The sequence below is a fragment of the Anaeromyxobacter sp. Fw109-5 genome (assembly GCF_000017505.1).
Lineage (GTDB): Bacteria > Myxococcota > Myxococcia > Myxococcales > Anaeromyxobacteraceae > Anaeromyxobacter.
This window is the reverse complement of sequence record NC_009675.1, coordinates 244,617-264,747: the sequence shown is the minus strand read 5'-3', so window position 1 is coordinate 264,747 and position 20,131 is coordinate 244,617. Positions and strand designations below refer to the sequence as shown.

The following is a 20,131-nucleotide window of genomic DNA, read 5'->3' as shown; positions in this document are numbered from 1 at the left end:
CCCGCGTCGCGCGCCGGCTCCCGCACGTCACGCAGACCTGCCGAGGCGACCCGCGGCGCCCGCCTTCAGGGCGTCTCGCCGAGCGCGTCCCGGAGGTGCGGGATGAGGACCGGCACGTCGACGGAGACGATGTGCCAGAGCCGGTCGAGGTCGAGGGCGAGCGGATCGTGCACGAGCCGGTGGTGCGTCGCGGCGATCGCGCGCCAGGGGACGCCGGGATGGTGCATCCGCCGCTCTTCGGAGACGTCCTTCGCCGCCTCCGCGACGATCTCGACGGCGCGCGCGAGGGCGAACGTCAGCTGGAGGTCTCGATCGAGGTCCTCGCGCGTGCGGCCCGCGGCGAACGCCTCCACGACGCGCGACGCGTCCAGCATGTGCTTCAGCCGCACCCGATCGTCCCGGGCAGACATCGGGCTCACCATACTCCCGCCCCCAGCTCCGCGACGAACCGCAGGTCCTCCAGCGGGTCGAACCCGCTCGAGCGTACGCCGACGCGCAGGCCCGCGAACTGATAGCCGAGACTGAGGACGCGCTGCCAGCCCTTCGCGGTGACGCGGAGCTTGAGGCCCGCCTCCGAGACGAAGCGCCACTCGGACTCCTCGCGCGCCACCCCGGCGCTCGCGTACCCGCTCGCGAAGCGCGCCGCCGAGTTCGTGACGAGCAGCTCGAGCGCGTCGGCCACGCCCACGAACGATAGCCGCGGCACGAGGTACAGCTCGCGGAGGTCGAGGCCGCGGAAGAGCGCTGCGAAGCCGAGCCCGCCGTCCCAGCGGAGCGCGATGCTCGGGACGAGGCTCTCCGTCCCGTTGATGGGCTGCTCGAGCGCGTCGCCGAGCTCGAACCAGCGCTGCGGCGCCTCGTGATCGAGGCCGAAGTGGTTGCGGCGCATGGAGGCTTCGAGCGCGCGAGGCTCCGGCGCCTGGAGGCAGATCGGCACCTCGCGGGCGGGCCGGAGCACGTAGCGGCCCAGCGCCGCGTCGGGGTCGCGCACGGACGAGCGCCTCCCCGTCGCGCACGGCGGCCCGGGCTCCGGCGGGAGCACCCGCTCGATGGGCGTGCGCGGCTTCGTCATCGACGCGGCGTAGCCGCTCGAGAGCAGGAACCCCGAGCCGATCACGTCGCGCACCCCCCACGCGTCGTTGATGCGGCGGTTCACGTCGTATCCGGGCGTGTAGATCCCGTCCGCGTTCCGGTCCGGACAGCTCGCGTGCTTGCCCTCCTCCACGAGGATGGTGATGGGCAGCCGCGTGTCGGGCTGCACGGCGAGCTCGTTCGAGTACCAGTCGACCCCGTGCGCGAACCCGGTCACGGATCGCACGCGCGCCTCCCAGCAGCCGGACTCGCGCACGAGGTTCACCGTGACGTCGACGAGCTCGATGTCGTTCGGATGGTGACCGACCCCGACGTCTTCCCGGTAATAGAAGAAGAAGCGGAACACCGCGCTCACGGCCCGCTCCATGAGGCGCGCGTCCTCCTCCACGGGTCGGGCGAGCTGGTCGGTGCCACGCAGCTGGACGCGATCGAGGGACCAGTACACGACGGGTGAGTCGCGCGGGGCCTCCGCGTCGCACGGGTGGGGATCGGGCGGCGGCGTCGCGCCCGGAACGACGAGCGGCTCGTCCCGCGAGAACCACACGATGGGCGCGGCGAGGCGCGCGAGCTCGCCGGGCGGAAGCGGGCCCGCCCCGCGCCAGAGTAGCCCTGTGGGCGCCGTCTCGGGATCCGGGCAGCCGCACGCGCCGGGCGCGGACGGCGCCCCGGCCGAGAGCGCGAGGGCGACGAACACGGAAAGCGGCATGGGCGCCTCCGCCTCCACGCCTACACCGCCGCGACGCTCGGCGGTTCGCCTGCGAGGGCTCGCCCCAAGGTGTGCTGGTGGCGGCGGAGCGCTCCACGCGCACCGCGGGCCGCCCCGCGCCCCGTTCGCGGCCGCACCGGCGCCGTCAGGCGCTCACCGACCCCCGGTCGCCGTCCCCTGCTGCGGGACGCGCAGCTGCTCGCTCAGCGCGCGCCACTGGTTCTCGGACTGCTGGGCGGCGCCCATGGCCCGCGCGAGCTCGGTCTGCGCCCGCTGAGACGCTCCCGCCGCCTCGGCCACCCGGCGCTGGAAGCTCGCCGGGTCGTACTTCGTCGCCGCCGGGATGCCGGCCTGCTGCAGCGCGGCGAGCTGCGCCTGATCCAGGCGCGCCTGCATCTCCGCGACGCGAGCCTCGGCCGCGCGCACCTCCGCCTCGCGCGCGGCGATGATCTTCGCCGTGTAGTCCTGGTGCGCCTCCGAGGCCCGCTGACGCAGCTGCGCCGCTGCCGCGGCCTGCCGAGCCGCCGCGAGCTTCGCGGGCTCGCGCGACGCGTCGGCTTCCTTGCTCAGCGCCGCAGCGCGCTGCTGATCCGCCTGCACCGCCGTCTTCTCCGCCTCCGAGAGCCCCCGGTCGCGGCTCGCCTCCGCCATCCGGAGCTTGGCGCGCGCGAGCTCGTCGTTCGCGCGCGCCAGGTCCTGGCGCGCCGCGCTGATGGGCGCCATCTGCTGCGCGGACAGCCGCCCGACGTCCTCCTGGGCGACCGGCCTGAACTGATTCTCCTTGCTCGACGTGGCGCACGCCGAGGCGGCGACCGCGACGACGGCGAGCGAGAGCGAGAGCGCGCGCGTCATGTGAAACCCCCTTCGCTTCTAAAGATAGGGACAGGACCCGTGGGCGGAGCGGCACGCCCGCCGCTGGTGCCGCGGCGCGCGCCGTGCCGGCGCCCGGCCGCCGGCCGGGCGAGCGGTTAGGATGCGCCCCCGTGCGCGCTCGCATCGTCCTCGTCTACGTCGCCATCGCCTTCCTGTGGGGCTCGACCTGGGCCGTCATCCGGATCGGCCTCGAGCACCTCCCGCCCCTGCGCTTCGCCGGGATCCGCATGGCGCTCGCGGCGGCGATCCTCGCGCCCTTCGCGCTCCGCGGCGGCGCCTGGCGCGTGCTCGCGGGCGAGGTGGGGCCGCGCGTCGCGGTCGTCGGGCTGTTCCAGATCGCCATCCCTTACGGGCTCATGTTCGTCGCGCAGCAGTGGGTGCCCTCCGGCCTCGCCGCGCTGCTCTTCGCGAGCTTCCCCGTCTGGATCTCGCTGCTCGCCCGGGTGTTCCTCCCCGGAGAGCGGCTCACCCCGGCGAAGCTCGCCTCCGCGGCGCTCGGCGTGGCGGGCATCGCGGTGCTGCAGTGGCCACACCTCGGCTCGCTCGAGGGCTCGGGCGAGCTGGCGCTCGGCAGCGCCCTCATCGTCTCGGCCTCGATCGTCGTGGCGATCGCGAACGTGCTCGTGCGCCGCCACCTCGTCGCCGTCACGCCGCTCGCCATGACCGCGGGCCAGACCTTCGTGGGCGCCGTCGTGCTCCTCGTCGCCGCGCTCGTCTTCGAGTCGGGACGCCCGGCCGCGTACGTGCCCGCCGCGCTCGCCGCGCTCGCCTACCTCGCCGTCTTCGGGACGGCCCTCACCTACATCGGCCTCTACTGGCTCGTGCCGCGCGTCCCCATCGCCGCCATCGGCGCGCTGCCGCTCCTCGATACGACGGTCGCGGTGTCGCTGGGCGCGCTCCTGCTCGGCGAGTCCCTCGGCTGGCACCTCGCGCTCGGCGGCGCGATGGTGCTCGCCGCCGCCGCGCTCGCCACGCGCGACGCCCCGCGCACCTCCGACGGCGGCGCCTGATGCACGAGCGTGAGCGCGATCTCGTACAGGTGGCGCGCCGAGACGGCGAGGGCCGCCTCCCCGAGAACTGGCGCGGCTGGCGTGGTTGCCCGAGAATCCCGTCCGGGGGCTGCACCGGGAGGGTTTCGATGGCGCGCATCACGCTTGGCGTCGCGCTCCGCGCGGCGGCGGTCACGCTGCTCGTCGCCGCTGCATGCGAGTCCCGCGCGCCGCTCCCTCGGCGCCAGCGGGTGGAGGCCGGTCCGTGCGACACGTGTCACGCCGCGCCTCCCGCGACCGGCGCGCACCTCGCGCACGTGGCGCCGGCGGCGCTCGACGGCCTCGCGTACGGCGACCTGCGCGTCCTCGAGGACGTGGCGACGGGCGGGACGCGCTACGCGTTCGGCTGCGGCCACTGCCACCCCGTCGACGAGGCCGCGCACGAGGCGGACCTCGGAGACGACGGGCTCCCCGACGTCGTGCTCACGCCACCGGTTCCCCTCGTCGCGGGGGACGTCATCAAGGCGCGCAACACGCCGCAGGCCGGCTGGGACAGCGCGTCCGGCTCGTGCAGCGGGGTCTACTGCCACTCGAGCGGGCAGGGTCACCCGGAAGCGCAGCTCGAGTACCGCGCCACGCCCGCCTGGACCGCGGCGCCGGGAACGCTCGGCTGCGGCGGCTGTCACGGGAACCCTCCCGGCTATGCGTCGTCCGGCCCGGGAGCGACGAGCGCCGCCCCCAACTCGCATATCCAGCTCGCCGAGGACGGGAGCCTCGCCTGGGAGTGGGGTCACTACGCCGGCATGCCGGGCCCCTACCACTACCCGCTCCACGGCAGCCCGACCGCGGGCTTCGCGGCGGCGCCCATCACCTGCCAGACCTGCCACTTCGAGACCGTGGATCCCGCGCACACGACGCCGGGCGGCTTCTACTACCTCGACACGAGCGGCGACTACGCGCTCGACGGCGGCGACCCCGCGCGCCTCTCGCATCCGAGCTGGGCGCGCACCCAGTGCGTCACCTGCCACGGCGAAGGGCTGCGCGCTCCCGCGGCCGGCGGTGCGGTGCTGCCGCTGCGCCACGTGAACGGCCGGCCGGACGTCGCGTTCGACCGGCGCTCGGCGTTGCCGGACGGCTACGTGACGGGCCTGCCGGCGCTCGCGACGACCGCGCCGATCGCGCCCTACTACGTGAGCCCGTTCAACGTCTCGATGATCGGCTGGGAGCTGCCGCCCGGCAGCGAGATCCGGCTGACCGAAACCGGGAAGGAGGTGCTGACCGTCTCGCTCGAGCAGGCGAGCTACGATCCCGCCACCCGCACCTGCTCGAACGTGGGCTGCCACCTGGGGAGGCAGTCGATGGTGAACGCGGGGTATCCCCCTCTGCAGTGGGGAGAGCCCTACGTGCGGTCCGTCTCCTGCGACCGCTGCCACTCGATGTTCTGAGGGAGGCGCGCGGCTCGCCTCGCGCCCGGGGAGGGAGGCCCTACCCCTCCACGGCGAACCGCGGCGCGTCCGCCCAGAGCCCCTCGAGATCGTAGAAGCCGCGCGACTCGCGGTTCATGACGTGGGCGACCACGTCGCCGTAGTCCACCAGGATCCAGCGCCCGGTCTCGTAGCCCTCCACGCCGACCTTGGAGACGCCCTGCGCCTTCATGGTCTGCTCGACGTGGTCCGCGATGGCCGAGGCCTGCCGGTCGGAGTCGGCGGTCATGACCACGAAGTAGTCGGCGTAGCTCGTGAGCCCGCGCACGTCGAGCACCGTGACCTCCTCGGCCTTCTTGTCGAGGCCGGCGTGCGCGATGGCGAGCGCGGTCGGGCGGGCGTGATCCGGCTGCGGCGCGGCGGCGGGCGCCGCCGAGACGGGGCCCCCCGCCGAGGCGGCCGGCTTCTTCGCGGCGCGGGGCACGCGCTTCAAGGCCTGCGATACGGGGGCCGGGCCGCGGCGCCGGGCAAGCTCCTTCCCGCCGCGCGCGGGCGCCTGACGGGACCTCGCGGTCTTCTTCAGGGGCTTCGTCTTCTTCGCCGTCTTCTTCGCCGTCGCCTTCTTCTTGATCGCCATTCTTTCCCCTAGCTCCGCACCTGCCCGTCGCCCTCCACCACGAACTTCTGGGTGGTGAGCTCGGCGAGGCCCATCGGGCCGAACGCGTGGAGCTTCGTCGTCGAGATTCCGATCTCGGCTCCCAGGCCGAGCTCGCCGCCGTCGTTGAACCGTGTCGAGGCGTTCACCATGACCGCGCTCGCCGTCACCTCGCGCTCGAAGCGGCGCGCGCTCGCGAGGTCCCGCGTGAGGATCGCCTCCGTGTGGAGCGAGCCGTAGCGGGCGATGTGATCGAGCGCGCCGTCGAGGTCGTGGACCACGCGCACCGCCAGGATCAGGTCCGAGAACTCCTTGCCGTAGTCGTCCGGCGCGGCCGTCACCGCGGGCACGCCGGCCCTCGCGAGGATGGTCGTCGAAGTCGGGCACGAGCGGAGCTCGACCCCCGCGTCGACGAGCGCGCGCCCGACCGCGGGCAGCAGCCGCCCCGCCGCCTCGCGGTGCACGAGGAGGCACTCGAGCGCGTTGCACACGGCGGGGCGCTGCACCTTGCCGTTCAGCGCGAGGTCGATGGCCTGCTGGAGCGGCGCGCTCTGGTCCAGGAACAGGTGGCAGACGCCCTGGTAGTGCTTCACGACCGGGACGCGCGACCGCTCCGCCACGGCGCGGATGAGCGACGGCCCGCCGCGCGGGATGGCGAGGTCGATGAGGTCGTCGAGCTGGAGCAGCTCGAAGGTGGCCTCGCGATCGCTGGTGGGGACGACCTGCGCGCTCGCGGCCGGCAGCCCCGCCGCGGCGAGCCCCTCGGCGAAGGCGGCGGCGAGCGCGAGGGAGGAGCGGAGCGCGTCGGAGCCGGGCCGGAGGATGGCGGCGTTGCCGCTCTTCACGCACAGCGCCGCGGCGTCCACCGTCACGTTCGGCCGCGCCTCGTACACCATCAGCACGACGCCGAGCGGGATGCGCACCTTCTTCACGGAGAGGCCGTTGGGGCGCCGCCAGGTGGCGGTCACCTCGCCCACCGGATCCGGCAGCGCCGCGACCTCGCGCAGCGCCGCGGCGATCCCGTCGAGCCGCTTCGGGTCGAGCGCGAGCCGGTCGAGGTAGGCGGCCGACTGCCCCGCGGCGCGCGCGGCGGCGACGTCCTCGGCGCTGGCGGCGAGGATCTCCTTCGCCCGGCGGCCGATCGCGTCGGCGGCGGCGCGGAGCGCCTCGTCCTTGGCGCGCGGCTGGGCGCGCGAGAGCGCCCGCGAGGCGTCGCTCGACGCCTCCGCCAGCCGCCGCATCTCGGCGGCGAGCCCCTCGCTCGCAGGCTGTCTCATGGCCGTCATTCCCGGGCTTCGAGGACGACGAGATCGTCCCGGTGGACGATCTCGTCGAGGTACTTATACCCGAGCGCCCGCTCGATCTCGCCCGTCTTCAGCCCGGCGATGCGGCGGACCTCGTCGGCGCCGTAGCCGGCGAGCCCGCGCGCGAACGGCCTCGCGGGGTCCACCGCGATGTCCACCGGATCCCCCACGCCGAAGTGGCCCTCGACCGCCCTGACCCCGGAGGGGAGCAGCGACCGCCCCTGCTCGGTCAGCGCCCGCCGCGCGCCGGGATCCACCACGATGACGCCCTTCCCCTTGGCGGCCGCGGCGAGCCAGCCCTTGCGAGAGGTGAGCCGGGCCGCCCCCCGCGCGAAGACCGTCCCCACCCGGTCGCCCGCGAGGAGCGCCGCGAGCGCCCGGGGCCGGCGGCCGGAGAGGAGGGCGGTCGTGACGCCCTGCGCGCCGAGGCGGCGCGCCGCCTTCACCTTGGTGGCCATCCCGCCGACGCTCCGCTCGCTGCCGGCGCCGCCCGCGATGCGCTCGATCTCGCCGGTCACCCGCGGCACGTCGTGCAGGAGGCTGGCGCCCGGCTCCGACGGGTTCCGATCGTAGAGCCCCTCCACGTCGGTGAGCATCGCGACGAGCTCGGCCTCGACGCAGCCCGCCACCAGCCCGGCGAGCGTGTCGTTGTCCCCGACCTTGATCTCGTCCACGGCGACGGTGTCGTTCTCGTTCACGACCGGCACGACGCCCGCCTCGAGGAGCTTGTCGAAGGTGCGCCGCGCGTTGAGGAACCGCTTGCGCGACGCCAGGTCGTCCGCGGTGAGCAGCACCTGGGCGACGGTGACGCCGTGCGCGCCGAGCGCGTCGCCCCAGGCGGCCATGAGGTGCGGCTGGCCGACGGCGGCGCAGGCCTGCTTGGTGGGGATGTCCCAGGGCTTGCCACGGGAGCGGGCGAGCCCGAGCCGCTCGGCCCCGAGCGCGACCGCGCCCGAGGAGACGAGCACGACCCGGCGGCGCCGCGCGAGCTCGGCGAGCTCCGCGCCGAGCCGGGCGCAGTTCGCCCGGTCGAACCGGCCGCTCGGGTCGGTCAGCGTGCCGGTGCCGACCTTGACGACGAGCCGTTTCGTGCGGGAGAGGGCGCTGCGCATGGGGGCGAGAGCCTACCCCATCAGGCCCGGCCCCTGCACCGGCCGCTCACTTCGCGCCGGCCTTCGCCTTCGCCGCCTCCGGTCCGAAGCGCCTCTGGAGCCGCTCCATCATGGCGGGCACGCGCTGCCCCATGAGCACCTGGACCTGCCCCATCGCGTCCGCCGCCACCTCGGGCATGATCCGGATCGTCTTCTGTCCGAGCGGGGTCCGGTAGAAGGCGACGAGCTGCTGCATCTCCGCCTCGGTGTAGTGCTTCGCGAGCAGGCCGGCCTGCAGGTCGAGGATCTCCTCGTACGAGAACAGCTGCCCGAGCTCCTCCCGCAGCGCCTCCGAGAAGCCGGCGGGGAGCGCGGAGCCTCCGCTCGCCGCCTGCTGCTCGATCTGACCCAGCACCGCCGCCAGCGTCTGATCCCAGGTCGCCCTCGGGAGCGCGAAGCGCGCGAGCTCGACGGCGGCGGCGGCGCGTCCGGCAGGCGCCGGCGTCCCGGCGCGGGCGGAGGGTGCGAGGGAGAGCAGGAGGGCGGCGACGAGCGCGAGGCGGGGCATGGCGAGCTCCGGAGCGGGTGAGGTGACGCGGCATCCTAGCACGGAGCGTGGAGCCGGGACGCTCCCTCCGTGAAGGCGCGTCACGCCCCCGCGAGCCCGCGCCCGATCTGCCAGGCGCCGAAGGCGAGCAGCGCCGCGCCGGAGACGAGCCCGAGCGCGCGCGTGAAGCGCGGGCCGAGCCGGCTCGCCGCCGAGGCGAGCCCCACCAGGGCGAAGTTGCCGCCGGTGAGGAACAGGTAGAAGCCGGCGAGGAACGCGAGCGCGCGCACCGGCGCGTCGCGCCACGCCTCGGCGAGCACCGGCCCGCCCACGAGGCTCCAGAACATCCAGGCGTTCGGGTTCGTGAGGTTCACGACCGCGGCCCGCACGAACCCGCGCGGCGGCGCCCTCCCCTCGACCGGGCCGCCGGCGCGGGCGGCCCGCAGCGTCGCCACCGCGAGCCAGAGCACCACCGCGCCGCCCACGATCTGGAGGACGCGGAGGAACCCCGCCGGCACCTGGGCGAGGACCACCAGCACGACCGCGATCACGGCCGGGTCGGAGACGAACGGCACGAGCGCGACCGGCAGGGTGCGGGCGGCGCCGTTCCGCAGCGACTGCGCCAGCAAGTAGGCCTGGTAGGGCCCGGGCTGCGCGGCGGCGGAGAGACCGAGGGTCGCGCCGGTGAGGAAGAGCGTCAGGGCGGCGGGAGAGATCACGAGAGCGGGTCCGCGTCGAGGGCGTTCGCGCTGATGCGCAGGTGGAGGCCCGCGAGGCGCCTCAGCCGCGCTCGAGCATCTCGGCGTCGAGGAGGTCCTGCGGTCGCCCCGAGGCGCGCTTGTTGGCGATGAGCTGGAGCCGGCCGATGACCGGGACGGGCTCGCCGCCGTAGGTCGTCTCGATGCGCTCCGGCCAGGCCTCCGTGAACGTGACGCCGTCGATCGCGGTGAGCACGTCGATCCGGTTCGGAGGGACACCGATCTGGAAGACGATGCCTGGGGTCGCGAGATCCGACTCGCGGAGGTCCGCCAGCGGCGCTCCGAAGCGCTCCAGCGCTGCCCGGACGCGCACCGCGTTCGCGGTCGTCGGGGCGACCCACACGTCGAGATCCTTCGTGAAGCGCGGCGCCGCGTGAACCGCGAGCGCGTAGCCGCCGACGAGCAGGTACTCAGCGCGCTCGGCGTTCAACGCGGCAAACAGATCTCTGAAGTCGGGGTTGACCGGCATCGGGCTCCCGCCACGCGAGGTACTCGAGCACCAGCTCCCAGACGGACTCGAGGCGACGCGACGCCGGGACGGAAGACCAGAATGCTCGGTCGAACGCGCCGTCGTCCTCGTGAAGCCGGATCACCCGGCTCGTCGCCCCCGCCCGTGTCTCGTGCCGGTCCACGGAGAGCATTGTACCGCCCTGACCCGGCGCCGGCACCTCGGCGAGCTCCTCGAGCGGCCCATGTGGTGCGACCCTGGCCTCCGGATCAGCCCCGCTCACCGCGCCGTGAGCTTCAGCCCCATGTCGATCATCGCCAGGAGCGCCTCGGCGTTCCCCTTGGCGTCGTTCACCGGGTGGTGGTCGTGGCCGGTCTTGCGGAGGTGCTTCCACTGTGCGTACGCGTCCTTCACCATCCCGCAGTAGAGGTCGCCGATGCGCCGGCCGCTCCAGCCGAAGGGGTTACGGCCCAGGTACGTGTGGAAGTACCAGTTCACGAACTGCCAGTCGAAGGCGAGGTTGTCGGAGAAGAAGACCGGCTTGCCCCGCGTGGTCTCCTGGATCCAGCGCTCGAAGGCGGCCATCACCTCGCCCGGCTCGTCGAAGCGAAGGTGCTCCTCGCGCGTGGTCGCAGACACCGCCAGCGCGTCGGGGAGGAACGCGTCGGCGATGGGGCGCGTCCGGCCGTAGAAGGTGCGGCCGAGCCCCGGCTCGACGAGCACCGCGCCGAGCGACACCATCGAGTACTTCCCCGGGATCGGGCCGTCCGCCTCGACGTCCACCACGTAGAGCGACATGGTCCCTCCCTAGTCCCGCTCGACGTAGTCGAGGTCGATGCCGAAGGTCTCGCGCAGCCGGAGCGCGGAGCCGAGGGCGAGCGCGAACCAGATCGCGCCCACCGCCAGCGCGCCGCCCACCAGCCCCACCTGCGGCCGCAGCCACACGAACGTCGAGGTCACCACCACCACCAGGCCGCGCACGAAGTTCGGGACCGTGGTCGCGACCGTGGCGCGGATGTTCGTCCCGAACTGCTCGGCGGCGATGGTGACGAAGATGGCCCAGTAGCCGCTCGTCACGCCGAGGAGCCCGCACAGCGCGAGGAACAGCCCCGGAGAGGCGCCCCGGCCGGCGAGGAAGTAGGCCGCGATCGCCGCCGCCAGGAGGGAGAGGAAGAGGAGCACCACGCGGCGGCGGCTGCGCAGGAGCTGCGAGAGCGAGCCGCTCGCCACGTCGCCCACCACGAGCCCGCCGTAGAAGAACATGACCGCGTCACCGGCCGAGACGGGCCCGGTCACGCCGAGCGCCTGCGCGAACTCCGGCGCGCCCAGCACGAGGATCGCGTTCGCGAACCAGATCGGCACGGCGATGAGGATGGAGGCGAGGTAGCGGGTGAAGCGCTCGCGGTCGGTGAACAGGGAGAAGAAGTCCCCGCGGGAGATCCCCGCCTGCCGCGCCACCTTCCGGAACATCCCCGACTCGTGCACCTTGATGCGCAGGACGAGGAGCACGAGCCCGAGCCCGCCGCCCACGAAGTACGCCCAGCGCCAGTCGAGCCACTTCGCCACGAGGTTCCCCGCCACCGCCCCGGAGACCCCCACCGAGGCGACGATCATGGTCCCGTACCCGCGCAGCCGGGCGGGCAGGATCTCCGACACGAGCGTCACGCCGGCCCCGAGCTCGCCGGCGAGGCCCAGCCCGGCGACGAAGCGCAGCACCTTGTAGGTGGAGAGGTCCGTGACGAAGCCGTTCGCGAGCGTCGCGAGCGAGTAGAGCGTGATCGAGCCGAACAGGATCTGCAGCCGCCCCAGCTTGTCGCCGACCACCCCGAACACGATCCCGCCGAGCAGCATCCCGATCATCTGCCAGTTGAGGATCGAGAAGCCCTCGGTGAGGAGCAGCTCGGGTGCGACGCCGAGGGCGGTGAGGCTCGGCTTGCGCACGATCGAGACGAGGATGAGGTCGTAGATGTCGACGAAGTAGCCGAGCGCCGCGACGATCACGGCGGCGTTCAGCACCGAGCGCGCGCCGGCGGGCGCGCCGGCTTCGGGGGAGACGAGGGTCGCCATGCTGGCGCGCGAGTGAAGCAGAGTCGCGCGGCGGAGTCGAGGCGTCGCCGCCCGCCCGGCCGCCGGGGACGGCGCGGCGCCGCGACCGCTCGCGAGGAGCGCTCCGAACGAGCGTGCGCGACCCGGAGACGGCGTTCGAGACAGCGATGCCGCTCTCGAAGCGCGAGCCGTGGTTCAGCCGCGCGCGAGCGGCGACTCGTCGAAGCGCGCGAGCAGGTCGGCGGGCCCGGCGTAGATCGCCACGCAGCCCGCCTCCCGCAGCTCGCGCTCCTCGAACCCTCCGGAGAGGAGCCCGACGGTCCTCACGCCCGCGCGCCCCGCGGCGAGGGCGTCCCAGGGCGAGTCGCCCACCGCGATCGCCCGCTCGGGCGGCGCGCGAACGCGCGCGAGCGCCGCCTCGAAGATGTCCGGGTGCGGCTTCGAGCGCGCCGCGTCGTCGGAGGTGGTGGACCCCTCGAGCAGCGCGTCGACGTCGAGGAGCCGCCGGTTGTGCGCGACCTCCTCCTCGCTGCCGCTCGACGCGAGCGCCACTCGCAGCCCCGCCTCTCGCGCGCGGCGCAGGAGCGCGCGCGCCCCCGGGAACGGCCGCACCTGCGCCATGTACTCGCGCCGCCACAGCTCGGCGCGGAACCGCTCGAGCGCCTCCCCCTCCCGGGCGAGCTGCTCGGGAGGGAGGAACACCGGCACGAGCTGGTCGCCGCCCTTGCCGATCTGCCGCCGCACCTCCGGGAGCGGGACGTCCCGGCCGAACCTCCGGAGCGCCTCCTGCCACGCGCGCGCGTGGAGGTCCACCGAGTCCACCATCGTCCCGTCCACGTCGAGGAGGACCGCCTCAGGCCGCGCCATGTCCTGCAAGGTGGGCGCTGCTCGCCCATGCGGCACGCGCTGCATGCGCGCCCGACAGCGCCCGATCGCGCCGACCCTGGGGCCGCCCGGACACAGCGTCAAACGGGACGCCCGGGTCACCGATTTGCCCCGGACCCCGAGTCCGAATGCGGAGCTACGGGGATCGCGCGTGCAACCTGATCGGGTCGCCGCCGTCGGCACGCTTCTTCCAACGCTCGCCGCTGGCGGCGCGGCTGCGCTGCCGGGGGAAGGACCGATGAACGGCAGGCCGATACCGCGCGCGGCGCGGCTGCTCAAGCTCGAGGGAGTGTTCGACGTCTCCGCCGCACAGCGCGTGGCGCGCGCCCTCGCCGAGGGCGACGCGGACGAGCCGGTGCACCTGGATCTCACCCACGTGCGCGAGTTCCACGACTTCGGCGTCGCGTTCCTCGCCCAGGTGCTGGCGGTGCGGCCGCGCCACGTGGCGGTGCGCGGCCTGCGCCAGCACCACCTGCGCCTCCTGCGCTACCTCCACATCGACACCGCGGGGGTGGACCTGGGCCCGGAGAGCGGGGCGGCCTGAACGAGGAGCTCTCCGCCGCTCGGCGGCCCGCTGCGCACGGAGACCCCCGCCGCCTCCCGCCCGCGCGATCGGCTCGATCCGCGCCGCGACCGTGGCTATGCTCCGGACAACGAATGCAGGACGTCCTCGGCAACACCCTCGGCCTCAAGCCCTCCCAGCTCCACGCCCTCCGCCGCACCTACCGCCGCCGCGTCGACGCCGCGTCGATCGTGTCGCCGGAGCTCGCCCGGCACCTCTCCGAGGTGTCGCGCGAGACCAACCGCCAGATCGGCGTGCTCCTCGACCGAAAGGGCGACGTGCACTCGGTCATCGTCGGCGACGCCCGCAAGCTCGAGCTCCCCGACGTCGGCCGCGGCCGCGCCGGCGAGAGCCGCCTGCGCGGCCTGCGCCTCGTGCACACGCACCTGAACGGCGAGCCGCTCACCCGCGACGACCACACCGACCTCGCCCTCCTGCGCCTCGACCTGGTCGCGGCGATCGAGGTCCGCGAGGACGGGCTCCCGGGCAAGGTGCACTTCGCGCACCTCGTCCCGGAGAACGCCCAGGGCGCGATGTGGAAGGACGAGGCGGCGGCCAGCGTCCACGACCTCGCCTACGACGCGCTCTCCGGCGCGCTCGCGCTCGAGGAGGAGTTCGCCCGCGCCCGGGCCGTGCGCCGCACCGGCGGGCGCGAGCGGGCCATCCTCGTGGGCTTCGGCGGGAAGGGGCGGTCGCGCGCGGACGCGGAGTCCTCGCTCGAGGAGCTGAAGGAGCTCGCCCGGACCGCGGGGGTCGAGGTGATCGACGCCACCGTCCAGCTCCGCCGCGATCCCGATCCGCGCTACCTCATCGGCAAGGGCAAGCTCGAGGACGTCGTGCTGCGCTCGATGCAGCTCATGGCGACGGTGATCGTGTTCGACGCCGAGCTCTCGCCGTCGCAGGCGCGCCACATCGCGGAGGCGACGAGCCTCAAGATCCTGGACCGCACCCAGCTCATCCTCGACATCTTCGCGCAGCGCGCGCAGAGCGCCGACGGCAAGCTCCAGGTCGAGCTCGCCCAGCTGAAGTACCTCTACCCGAGGCTCGTCGGCCGCGACGACTCCCTCTCGCGCCTCGCGGGCGGCATCGGCGGCCGGGGCCCCGGCGAGACGAAGCTCGAGATCGATCGCCGCCGGGTGCGCGACCGGATCACGGCGCTGGAGCGGCGCATCGAGGCGCTCGGCTCGAGCCGCCAGCTGCGCCGCAAGCAGCGCAACGGCCGCGGCCTGCCCGTGCTCTCCATCGTGGGCTACACCAACGCCGGCAAGTCCACGCTCCTCAACGCGCTCACCGACTCCGCGGTGCTCGCGGAGGACAAGCTGTTCGCGACCCTCGATCCGACCAGCAGGCGCCTGCGCTTCCCGCGCGACCGCGAGGTCATCATCACCGACACGGTCGGCTTCATCCGCGACCTGCCCCCCGACCTCGTGAACGCGTTCCGCGCCACGCTGGAGGAGCTCTCCGACGCGGACCTGCTGCTGCACGTCGTGGACGCCTCCGACCCGCGCCACCCCGAGCAGATCGAGGCGGTCGAGACGATCCTGGCCTCCCTCGGCCTCGAGCAGAAGCAGCGGCTGCTCGTGTTCAACAAGGCCGACCGGCTGCCGCCGGGTGAGGGCGCCGCGCTCGCGCACCGCGCGGAGGGGATCGCGGTCTCGGCGCTCTCGCGCGACGGGCTCGCCGAGCTGCTGCACCTGTGCGACCGCCTGCTGTGGGAGGACCGCCGCGTCGCGTTCGCCGACGTCGCGGCGAGCGCGCCGCCGCCGCCCGCGACGCCGGAACCGGGCGAGGAGGGAGCCGCACGCGCGGCAGCGACGGATCGCGCCGCGCCCGAGCCCACACCGCCCTCCCCCGCGGCGCGCCTGCTCCCTTCCCGGATCGCGCGCGTGTCGTAGCGCCTCCGCTCGCGCCAGGGCACGCTTCCGGTCTAGAGTCGCGCTCCGCATGACCCGCACGCTCGCCCTGACCCTCGCCGCGCTGCTCGCGGCCTGCTCCGGCGGCCCAGAGCCCGAGGGCAAGCAGCGCCTCGAGGGCGGCGCCGACACCGCGCGCGCCGGCCAGGCGGCGACCGTCGACCCGTCGAAGCCGCGCGAGGCGCTCGCCCTGACGGCGGACGAGGTGGCCGCGCGACTCGGCTCCTTCGAGTGGTCCGCTGCGATCGACTGGACGGTCGCGCGGGAGGGCGACGACCCCGCGCCGCCGCCCCCGCCCGCGACGGCTCCCGCCGTGGACGGCAAGCCCGCCCCGTTCGTCCCGCCGCCGCCGCCACCGCCGCGGGTCCACGCCCTCGAGCGCCACCGCCTCCGCCAGTCGGCGACCGGCGAGTTCCACGTCGAGGCGGACGTGGATCCGGGCCTCGGGCCCGGGTCCGACACCGGCAAGGAGATCATCTACGCGGGCGGCATGACCTACGCGCGCGCCCGCTACGCGCCGTTCCGCGAGCGCCCCACCGATCGCGGCCGCGACGCGCGCCGCTTCCGGGACGACAGCTTCCGCGTGGCGCACGCGCTCGCGGCGCTCTACGGCGAGGCGCTCGCGCTGGAGCCGGCCGGAGAGGCGACGGTCGCGGGGCGCTCCGCGCGGCGCTTCCGGCTCTCGCTCGCCCCCGGCGCGCCCCAGGCGGCGGCGAAGCCGCGCGTCCTCCCCACCGGCGCGCCCGATCCCGACTCCGCCGCCCGGTTCGCGTTCCTGGACGCCCGCGTGCCCGAGTCCGCCGAGGGCGAGCTCCTCCTCGACGCCGAGACCGGCGCGCCGCTGCGCGTCCGGCTCGCCGGCTCCTTCACCGTGAAGGACGCGCCCGGCGTGCGCGCGCGGGTGGAGCTCCTCGCCCAGGTGACGGCGCTCGGGGAGACGGCCGCGCCCATCGCGGCGCCGAGCGCGGCGCTGCCCGACGTCCGCAAGCCGCCCGGCGTCGCCGGCGCGCTCGAGGCCGCCGGGCTGAAGAAGAAGGCGGCGGACGCCGAGGCCGGCGCCTCGGAGCCGGCCGACGACGAGCCCTAGCGTCAGCCCGACACGAGCCGCCGCCAGTCGACCATCAAGCAGCGGTCCTGGACGACCTGGATGCCCGCGCGGGCGAGCTGCTCGGCGACGGCGTCGTGGCGGATCCCGAGCTGCAGCCAGACCGCGCGCGGCCGCTTCGCGAGCAGATCGTCGAGGTGGCCGGGGACGTCGCGCGGGCGGCGGAACACGTCCACGAGATCGATATCGCCCGGCACCGCGGCGAGGCTCCGGTACACGCGCCGGCCGAGGATCTCCTGCACCTCGGGGTAGTAGACGGGCACGGGCACGACCTCGACGCCCTGACCGGCGAGGTACTGGGGGACGTAGAAGGCGGCCTGGCTCGCCTGCGCCTCGGTCTTCATGCCCAGCACCGCCACGCGCCGGGTGGACCTGAGGAGCGGGCGGAGCGCCGCGTCGTCGTCCAGGATGTTCGCGCGCCAGTCGGCCATTCCGTTCCCTCCGTTGGAGGGAAACATGCCGGCACGACAGAGACCGCGCAACCGGGCGTCCGGGAGCCCTCAGGCCCGCGGAATCGCTCGCGGAAACGCCGGGGATTCGTGTGCGATATCGGGGGCTTGCTCCCACGTCCCTCCGACGGCCGAGCGGCTCGCGAAAAATGGACAGGGGGCGGTGCCCGCCTACCATGACCTTCATGGAAACGAAGAAGAAGCCCGGCGTCGCGGTCGTCACCGAGGGCACTGCCCAGGCCGCTCTCCGGCGCTCGGCGGCCAAGGAGCTCGCGCCCGCGGAGGAGAAGGTCCTCCGCATGCGCCTCGGCGCGACGCCCCCCCGGGCGGCCCCGCTCGAGAAGGCCGGCGCGGGGCTCAGCGACCTCGAGATCGAGCTCCTCGCCTACGAGATCGAGGCGCACCTGAAGTGGAAGGCGCACAAGGCCGCACAGGAGAGCGGCCGCGAGAGCGCGCGGGCGGCGCCGGCGCTCACCCCGGTGCCGTCGCGGACGAAGGAGAAGATCATCCGCGCCCTCCGGAAGAAGACCTAGGCGCCCGCGGGCGTCACCTCCCCTCGAGCTTGCCCACGAGCCGCCGCGCCGCCTCCGCTGGCGCCGGCGGCTCCGCCGCTTCCGGGAGCCGACCCGCCGCCAGGAGCCCGGCGAGGTGCGCCGCGGTGCGAGGGTTTCGCCACCAGTCCTCGTCGTACCGCTCCACCAGCGCGCGCCGGAGGGCCTCGCCCGCGGCGGCGCCCGAGAGCGCCGCGCCGAGCCGCCCGGCGTCGGCGTCGCGCGAGGCCCGGCCGACGTCCCAGGCCGCGCCGGTGGCGGCGGTGAGCGCCTCGCGGTGGGCCTCGCGCCAGGCCGCGCCCGAGAGGCCGCGCTCCACCTCGGTCGCCACCCGCAGCGCCGCCGCGTCCGCGCGCAGCGCGAGGAGGCGGCGCAGCGCGAGCGCGCGGACGACGTCCGGCGCCTGGCGCCGGTCGACGCCGGCCCGGTCGTGCAGCCAGCGCGGCTCGAGCAGCAGCCCGCCCAGCACCCACGAGAGCGCCTCCCCGAGCACGGGATCGGCCCTTCGCGCCGCCGCCACGGCCGCGGGGAGCGCGCGCGCCACCGCCGCCAGCAGATCGTGCCAGTCCCCGGCGCCGCCGCGAGGACGGAAGGAGACGCGCGCGCCGAGCGCGTGGGCGCCGGGCCACTTCCCCGCGCGCGCCGCGTCGTCGATGCGCACGCGGCCGAGGTCGAGGGCGAGCGGCTCGAGCGTCAGCTTCAGCGCGATGGGCAGCATCCCGGGCCGGAAGAGGCCGTCGTAGCGCGGCGCCTCGACGAGGTGCAGGAGGTCCGCGCGCGCGAGCTCGCCTCCGGGCTGTGGCCCGAGGCCGAGCTCGCGGCGGGCGGCGAAGGCGAGCACGTCTCGAAAGGCGTCGTCGGAGGCCGCGAGCGCCTGGTCGCCCTCCACGACGAGCCGCCAGTCCGGCGCGAGCCCGACCTCGGCCCGCGCCCGCGCCCGCGCCTCCACCGCCCGCTCGCGCAGGGAAGCGACCGGCGCGAGCGCCTCGGCGGCGGCGCGCGCGAGGCCCAGCCGGCGCGCGCGATCGGGCTCGCGGACGAGCGCGGCCTCCAGCGCGGCGAGCGGCGCGGTGCCGTCGGGGCCGCGCGCGGTGGCCTGCGCCTCCTCGGCGCGCCACGCCTCCTCGGCCTCGGCCTGGGCGCGCTCGGCGCGGAGCGCCGCCACGCGCCCGGCGAGCGGCTCCTCGCCCCGCTCCCGGAGCGCCTGCACGGTCTCGCGGTGCGCCGCGCGCGAGCTCGCGGCGAACAGGGGAGCGAGCGACGGCTCGCGCTCCAGCCCGGCGACGTGCCGGAACCGCTCCTCGTCGACGGCGGCCGCGAGCCGGTCGACCTCGGCCCCCAGCAGATCCATCTCCAGCGCGTCCATGATAAAAGGCTCCCTCCGTCCCGGCCGGGCCAAGGGCGCCGCGCGCGAACCGGGTTCGCGACGGCGACGCTCCCACGGCCGTGCCGGGCGTCCGCTTGACAGCGGGTCCGCCGATTTTAGCTTCTCCGTCGGAGATTCGCGGGTATGCCCATCTACGAGTACGAGTGCCCCAAGTGCGGGCGGTTCGACCACCTGCAGAAGATGTCTTCGCCGGCGCTCGAGGTCCACGACGTCTGCGGCTCCAAGGTGACGAAGCTCATGTCCGCGAGCGCGTTCGCCTTCAAGGGCTCGGGCTTCTACATCACCGACTACAACGGCCGGAACTCCGCCGCGATCACCGGCAAGGGCGACAAGGCCGAGTCGAAGCCGGAGCCGAAGGTCGAGTCCAAGCCCGACGCGTGCGCGACCTGCCCGGCCAAGCAGGGCGCAGGCGCGTGCTGATGGCGCGGGCTTGAAGCGGCTCTCGCTGGTCGTCGCATCTGCGGACGGGGGCGAGCGGCTCGATCGCTTCATCGCCGCCCGCGGCGGCGTCTCCCGCGGCGCCGCGCGGCGCGCGCTGGACTCCGGCGGCGTGTTCCTCGACGGGCGCCGCTGCAAGGTCTCGGGGCGCCTTCTTCAGGCCGGCCAGAAGGTGGTCGTCAACCTCGAGGAGGCGGGGCGCGCGGCGCCGGCGCGGAGCGCGCTCGAGCGCGCGCGGCTCCTCTACGCGGACCAGGACCTCGTCGCCGTCGACAAGCCGGCCGGGGTGCCGTCGCAGCCGACGCTCACGACGGATCGCGGCACCCTGCCCGAGCTGGTCTCGGACCTGCTCGGCGCGCCGGTGACGCTCGTCCACCGGCTGGATCGCGAGACGAGCGGCGTGACGGTGCTCGCGCGCACCGCCGCCGCCGCCGCTGCGCTCGCCGAGGCGTTCCGCACCGGGACGCCGGAGAAGACCTACCTCGCGCTCTGCGCCCGGCCGCCGGCGCCGCCCGACGGGCGGATCGACGCGCCGCTCGGGAAGGATCCCGCTCGCGCGGGGCTCCGCCGCGTCGATCCGCGCGGCGACGCGGCCGCCACGCGCTACCGGACGCTCCGCGCCGGCCCGCTCGCCGCCCTCGTGGAGGCGCGCCCGGAGACCGGGCGCACCCACCAGATCCGCGTGCACCTCGCTCACCTCGGCGCGCCCTTGCTCGGCGACCCTCGCTACGGCGGGCCGCGGCGGGTCGGGGAGGTCGCCATCCCGAGGGTGATGCTGCACGCGCGGCGCCTGGAGATCGACCACCCGGCCACCGGCGCGCGCCTCCTGCTGGAGGCGCCGGTGCCCGAGGACCTCCGCGCGGCGGAGGGGGCGCTCCTCCCGCAGTGACGCCGGCGCGACCGCCGAG

At 75.0% G+C, this 20,131-nt stretch carries 22 protein-coding genes; 8 read left to right on the top strand and 14 right to left on the bottom strand.

The genetic code is table 11. The features are described from left to right. Window positions 1–65 precede the first annotated feature (65 nt). The 3 genes from ANAE109_RS01185 to ANAE109_RS01175 form a co-directional block, all read right to left on the bottom strand. Window positions 66–410, bottom strand: coding sequence for a DUF86 domain-containing protein (locus tag ANAE109_RS01185; protein ID WP_041448709.1), 345 nt, complete (start codon window positions 408–410; stop codon window positions 66–68). 5 nt (window positions 411–415) lie between these two features. After that, window positions 416–1,798 (bottom strand): hypothetical protein, encoded by a 1,383-nt coding sequence (locus tag ANAE109_RS01180; protein WP_011984556.1) that lies wholly within the window; start codon window positions 1,796–1,798, stop codon window positions 416–418. A 153-nt stretch (window positions 1,799–1,951) separates the two neighbouring features. Further along, complete coding sequence (locus tag ANAE109_RS01175) at window positions 1,952–2,650, bottom strand: hypothetical protein (RefSeq protein ID WP_011984555.1); 699 nt, start codon at window positions 2,648–2,650, stop codon at window positions 1,952–1,954. 131 nt (window positions 2,651–2,781) lie between these two features. Between ANAE109_RS01175 and ANAE109_RS01170 the strand changes: the two genes are divergently transcribed. Both ANAE109_RS01170 and ANAE109_RS01165 read left to right on the top strand, forming a co-directional pair. Then, window positions 2,782–3,681 carry a DMT family transporter gene (locus tag ANAE109_RS01170; RefSeq protein WP_011984554.1) on the top strand — a complete coding sequence of 300 codons (900 nt, stop codon included), beginning with the start codon at window positions 2,782–2,784 and terminating at the stop codon, window positions 3,679–3,681. 128 nt (window positions 3,682–3,809) lie between these two features. Then, on the top strand, window positions 3,810–5,105 hold the full coding sequence (locus ANAE109_RS01165) for a CxxxxCH/CxxCH domain-containing protein (protein WP_011984553.1): 1,296 nt from the start codon (window positions 3,810–3,812) through the stop codon (window positions 5,103–5,105). A 40-nt stretch (window positions 5,106–5,145) separates the two neighbouring features. Here ANAE109_RS01165 and rsfS read toward each other — a convergent pair whose 3' ends face one another. The 9 genes from rsfS to ANAE109_RS01120 form a co-directional block, all read right to left on the bottom strand. Further along, window positions 5,146–5,721: a ribosome silencing factor gene (gene rsfS, locus ANAE109_RS25455; protein ID WP_011984552.1), complete on the bottom strand. Its 576-nt coding sequence runs from the start codon at window positions 5,719–5,721 to the stop codon at window positions 5,146–5,148. An 8-nt stretch (window positions 5,722–5,729) separates the two neighbouring features. Further along, window positions 5,730–7,016: a glutamate-5-semialdehyde dehydrogenase gene (locus ANAE109_RS01155; RefSeq protein ID WP_011984551.1), complete on the bottom strand. Its 1,287-nt coding sequence runs from the start codon at window positions 7,014–7,016 to the stop codon at window positions 5,730–5,732. A gap of 5 nt (window positions 7,017–7,021) precedes the next feature. After that, window positions 7,022–8,155 carry a glutamate 5-kinase gene (gene proB, locus ANAE109_RS01150; protein WP_011984550.1) on the bottom strand — a complete coding sequence of 378 codons (1,134 nt, stop codon included), beginning with the start codon at window positions 8,153–8,155 and terminating at the stop codon, window positions 7,022–7,024. A gap of 46 nt (window positions 8,156–8,201) precedes the next feature. Continuing rightward, on the bottom strand, window positions 8,202–8,702 hold the full coding sequence (locus tag ANAE109_RS01145) for a DUF2059 domain-containing protein (RefSeq protein ID WP_011984549.1): 501 nt from the start codon (window positions 8,700–8,702) through the stop codon (window positions 8,202–8,204). An 80-nt stretch (window positions 8,703–8,782) separates the two neighbouring features. Next, complete coding sequence (locus ANAE109_RS01140; protein ID WP_011984548.1) at window positions 8,783–9,400, bottom strand: LysE family translocator; 618 nt, start codon at window positions 9,398–9,400, stop codon at window positions 8,783–8,785. Window positions 9,401–9,461: 61 nt separating this feature from the next. Further along, window positions 9,462–9,908: a nucleotidyl transferase AbiEii/AbiGii toxin family protein gene (locus ANAE109_RS01135; RefSeq protein ID WP_041448033.1), complete on the bottom strand. Its 447-nt coding sequence runs from the start codon at window positions 9,906–9,908 to the stop codon at window positions 9,462–9,464. 258 nt (window positions 9,909–10,166) lie between these two features. Beyond that, on the bottom strand, window positions 10,167–10,685 hold the full coding sequence (locus tag ANAE109_RS01130; protein ID WP_011984546.1) for a 3'-5' exoribonuclease domain-containing protein: 519 nt from the start codon (window positions 10,683–10,685) through the stop codon (window positions 10,167–10,169). A 9-nt stretch (window positions 10,686–10,694) separates the two neighbouring features. Continuing rightward, complete coding sequence (locus tag ANAE109_RS01125) at window positions 10,695–11,954, bottom strand: MFS transporter (RefSeq protein ID WP_011984545.1); 1,260 nt, start codon at window positions 11,952–11,954, stop codon at window positions 10,695–10,697. A gap of 174 nt (window positions 11,955–12,128) precedes the next feature. Further along, entirely contained in the window at window positions 12,129–12,800 is a 672-nt protein-coding gene (locus ANAE109_RS01120; RefSeq protein ID WP_041448032.1) for an HAD family hydrolase, read from the bottom strand. Between the two features lie 256 nt (window positions 12,801–13,056). Here ANAE109_RS01120 and ANAE109_RS01115 point away from each other — a divergent pair, with 256 nt between their 5' ends. From ANAE109_RS01115 to ANAE109_RS01105, 3 genes are all read left to right on the top strand, one after another. Next, complete coding sequence (locus ANAE109_RS01115) at window positions 13,057–13,362, top strand: STAS domain-containing protein (RefSeq protein ID WP_011984543.1); 306 nt, start codon at window positions 13,057–13,059, stop codon at window positions 13,360–13,362. A gap of 113 nt (window positions 13,363–13,475) precedes the next feature. Then, a complete protein-coding gene (gene hflX / locus ANAE109_RS01110; RefSeq protein WP_011984542.1) occupies window positions 13,476–15,275 on the top strand; it encodes a GTPase HflX in 1,800 nt (599 codons plus the stop codon). Window positions 15,276–15,324: 49 nt separating this feature from the next. Then, on the top strand, window positions 15,325–16,380 hold the full coding sequence (locus ANAE109_RS01105) for a hypothetical protein (protein WP_011984541.1): 1,056 nt from the start codon (window positions 15,325–15,327) through the stop codon (window positions 16,378–16,380). A 2-nt stretch (window positions 16,381–16,382) separates the two neighbouring features. On the opposite strand, the gene ANAE109_RS01100 is transcribed toward ANAE109_RS01105, so the two are convergent. Beyond that, entirely contained in the window at window positions 16,383–16,829 is a 447-nt protein-coding gene (locus tag ANAE109_RS01100; RefSeq protein WP_011984540.1) for a CoA-binding protein, read from the bottom strand. A 203-nt stretch (window positions 16,830–17,032) separates the two neighbouring features. On the opposite strand from ANAE109_RS01100, the gene ANAE109_RS01095 reads away from it, so the two are divergent. Further along, the gene (locus ANAE109_RS01095; protein ID WP_234945215.1) at window positions 17,033–17,380 is read left to right on the top strand and encodes a hypothetical protein; all 348 of its coding nucleotides are present in this window, start codon (window positions 17,033–17,035) and stop codon (window positions 17,378–17,380) included. 13 nt (window positions 17,381–17,393) lie between these two features. On the opposite strand, the gene ANAE109_RS01090 is transcribed toward ANAE109_RS01095, so the two are convergent. After that, a complete protein-coding gene (locus ANAE109_RS01090) occupies window positions 17,394–18,764 on the bottom strand; it encodes a hypothetical protein (protein ID WP_011984538.1) in 1,371 nt (456 codons plus the stop codon). Between the two features lie 144 nt (window positions 18,765–18,908). Here ANAE109_RS01090 and ANAE109_RS01085 point away from each other — a divergent pair, with 144 nt between their 5' ends. Both ANAE109_RS01085 and ANAE109_RS01080 read left to right on the top strand, forming a co-directional pair. Beyond that, a complete protein-coding gene (locus ANAE109_RS01085; protein ID WP_011984537.1) occupies window positions 18,909–19,205 on the top strand; it encodes an FmdB family zinc ribbon protein in 297 nt (98 codons plus the stop codon). Window positions 19,206–19,215: 10 nt separating this feature from the next. Further along, on the top strand, window positions 19,216–20,112 hold the full coding sequence (locus ANAE109_RS01080) for an RluA family pseudouridine synthase (RefSeq protein ID WP_011984536.1): 897 nt from the start codon (window positions 19,216–19,218) through the stop codon (window positions 20,110–20,112). The last annotated feature ends 19 nt before the right edge of the window (window positions 20,113–20,131 follow it).

Bases quoted from the DNA above. Each gene is read 5' to 3' on its own strand.
- ANAE109_RS01185 (WP_041448709.1), bottom strand. From the start codon at position 410: ATGTCTGCCCGGGACGATCGGGTGCGGCTGAAGCACATGCTGGACGCG.
- ANAE109_RS01180 (WP_011984556.1), bottom strand. From the start codon at position 1,798: ATGCCGCTTTCCGTGTTCGTCGCCCTCGCGCTCTCGGCCGGGGCGCCG.
- ANAE109_RS01175 (WP_011984555.1), bottom strand. From the start codon at position 2,650: ATGACGCGCGCGCTCTCGCTCTCGCTCGCCGTCGTCGCGGTCGCCGCC.
- ANAE109_RS01165 (WP_011984553.1), top strand. From the start codon at position 3,810: ATGGCGCGCATCACGCTTGGCGTCGCGCTCCGCGCGGCGGCGGTCACG.
- rsfS (WP_011984552.1), bottom strand. From the start codon at position 5,721: ATGGCGATCAAGAAGAAGGCGACGGCGAAGAAGACGGCGAAGAAGACG.
- ANAE109_RS01155 (WP_011984551.1), bottom strand. From the start codon at position 7,016: ATGAGACAGCCTGCGAGCGAGGGGCTCGCCGCCGAGATGCGGCGGCTG.
- proB (WP_011984550.1), bottom strand. From the start codon at position 8,155: ATGCGCAGCGCCCTCTCCCGCACGAAACGGCTCGTCGTCAAGGTCGGC.
- ANAE109_RS01145 (WP_011984549.1), bottom strand. From the start codon at position 8,702: ATGCCCCGCCTCGCGCTCGTCGCCGCCCTCCTGCTCTCCCTCGCACCC.
- ANAE109_RS01135 (WP_041448033.1), bottom strand. From the start codon at position 9,908: ATGCCGGTCAACCCCGACTTCAGAGATCTGTTTGCCGCGTTGAACGCC.
- ANAE109_RS01130 (WP_011984546.1), bottom strand. From the start codon at position 10,685: ATGTCGCTCTACGTGGTGGACGTCGAGGCGGACGGCCCGATCCCGGGG.
- ANAE109_RS01125 (WP_011984545.1), bottom strand. From the start codon at position 11,954: ATGGCGACCCTCGTCTCCCCCGAAGCCGGCGCGCCCGCCGGCGCGCGC.
- ANAE109_RS01120 (WP_041448032.1), bottom strand. From the start codon at position 12,800: ATGGCGCGGCCTGAGGCGGTCCTCCTCGACGTGGACGGGACGATGGTG.
- ANAE109_RS01115 (WP_011984543.1), top strand. From the start codon at position 13,057: ATGAACGGCAGGCCGATACCGCGCGCGGCGCGGCTGCTCAAGCTCGAG.
- hflX (WP_011984542.1), top strand. From the start codon at position 13,476: ATGCAGGACGTCCTCGGCAACACCCTCGGCCTCAAGCCCTCCCAGCTC.
- ANAE109_RS01105 (WP_011984541.1), top strand. From the start codon at position 15,325: ATGACCCGCACGCTCGCCCTGACCCTCGCCGCGCTGCTCGCGGCCTGC.
- ANAE109_RS01100 (WP_011984540.1), bottom strand. From the start codon at position 16,829: ATGGCCGACTGGCGCGCGAACATCCTGGACGACGACGCGGCGCTCCGC.
- ANAE109_RS01095 (WP_234945215.1), top strand. From the start codon at position 17,033: ATGGAAACGAAGAAGAAGCCCGGCGTCGCGGTCGTCACCGAGGGCACT.
- ANAE109_RS01090 (WP_011984538.1), bottom strand. From the start codon at position 18,764: ATGGACGCGCTGGAGATGGATCTGCTGGGGGCCGAGGTCGACCGGCTC.
- ANAE109_RS01085 (WP_011984537.1), top strand. From the start codon at position 18,909: ATGCCCATCTACGAGTACGAGTGCCCCAAGTGCGGGCGGTTCGACCAC.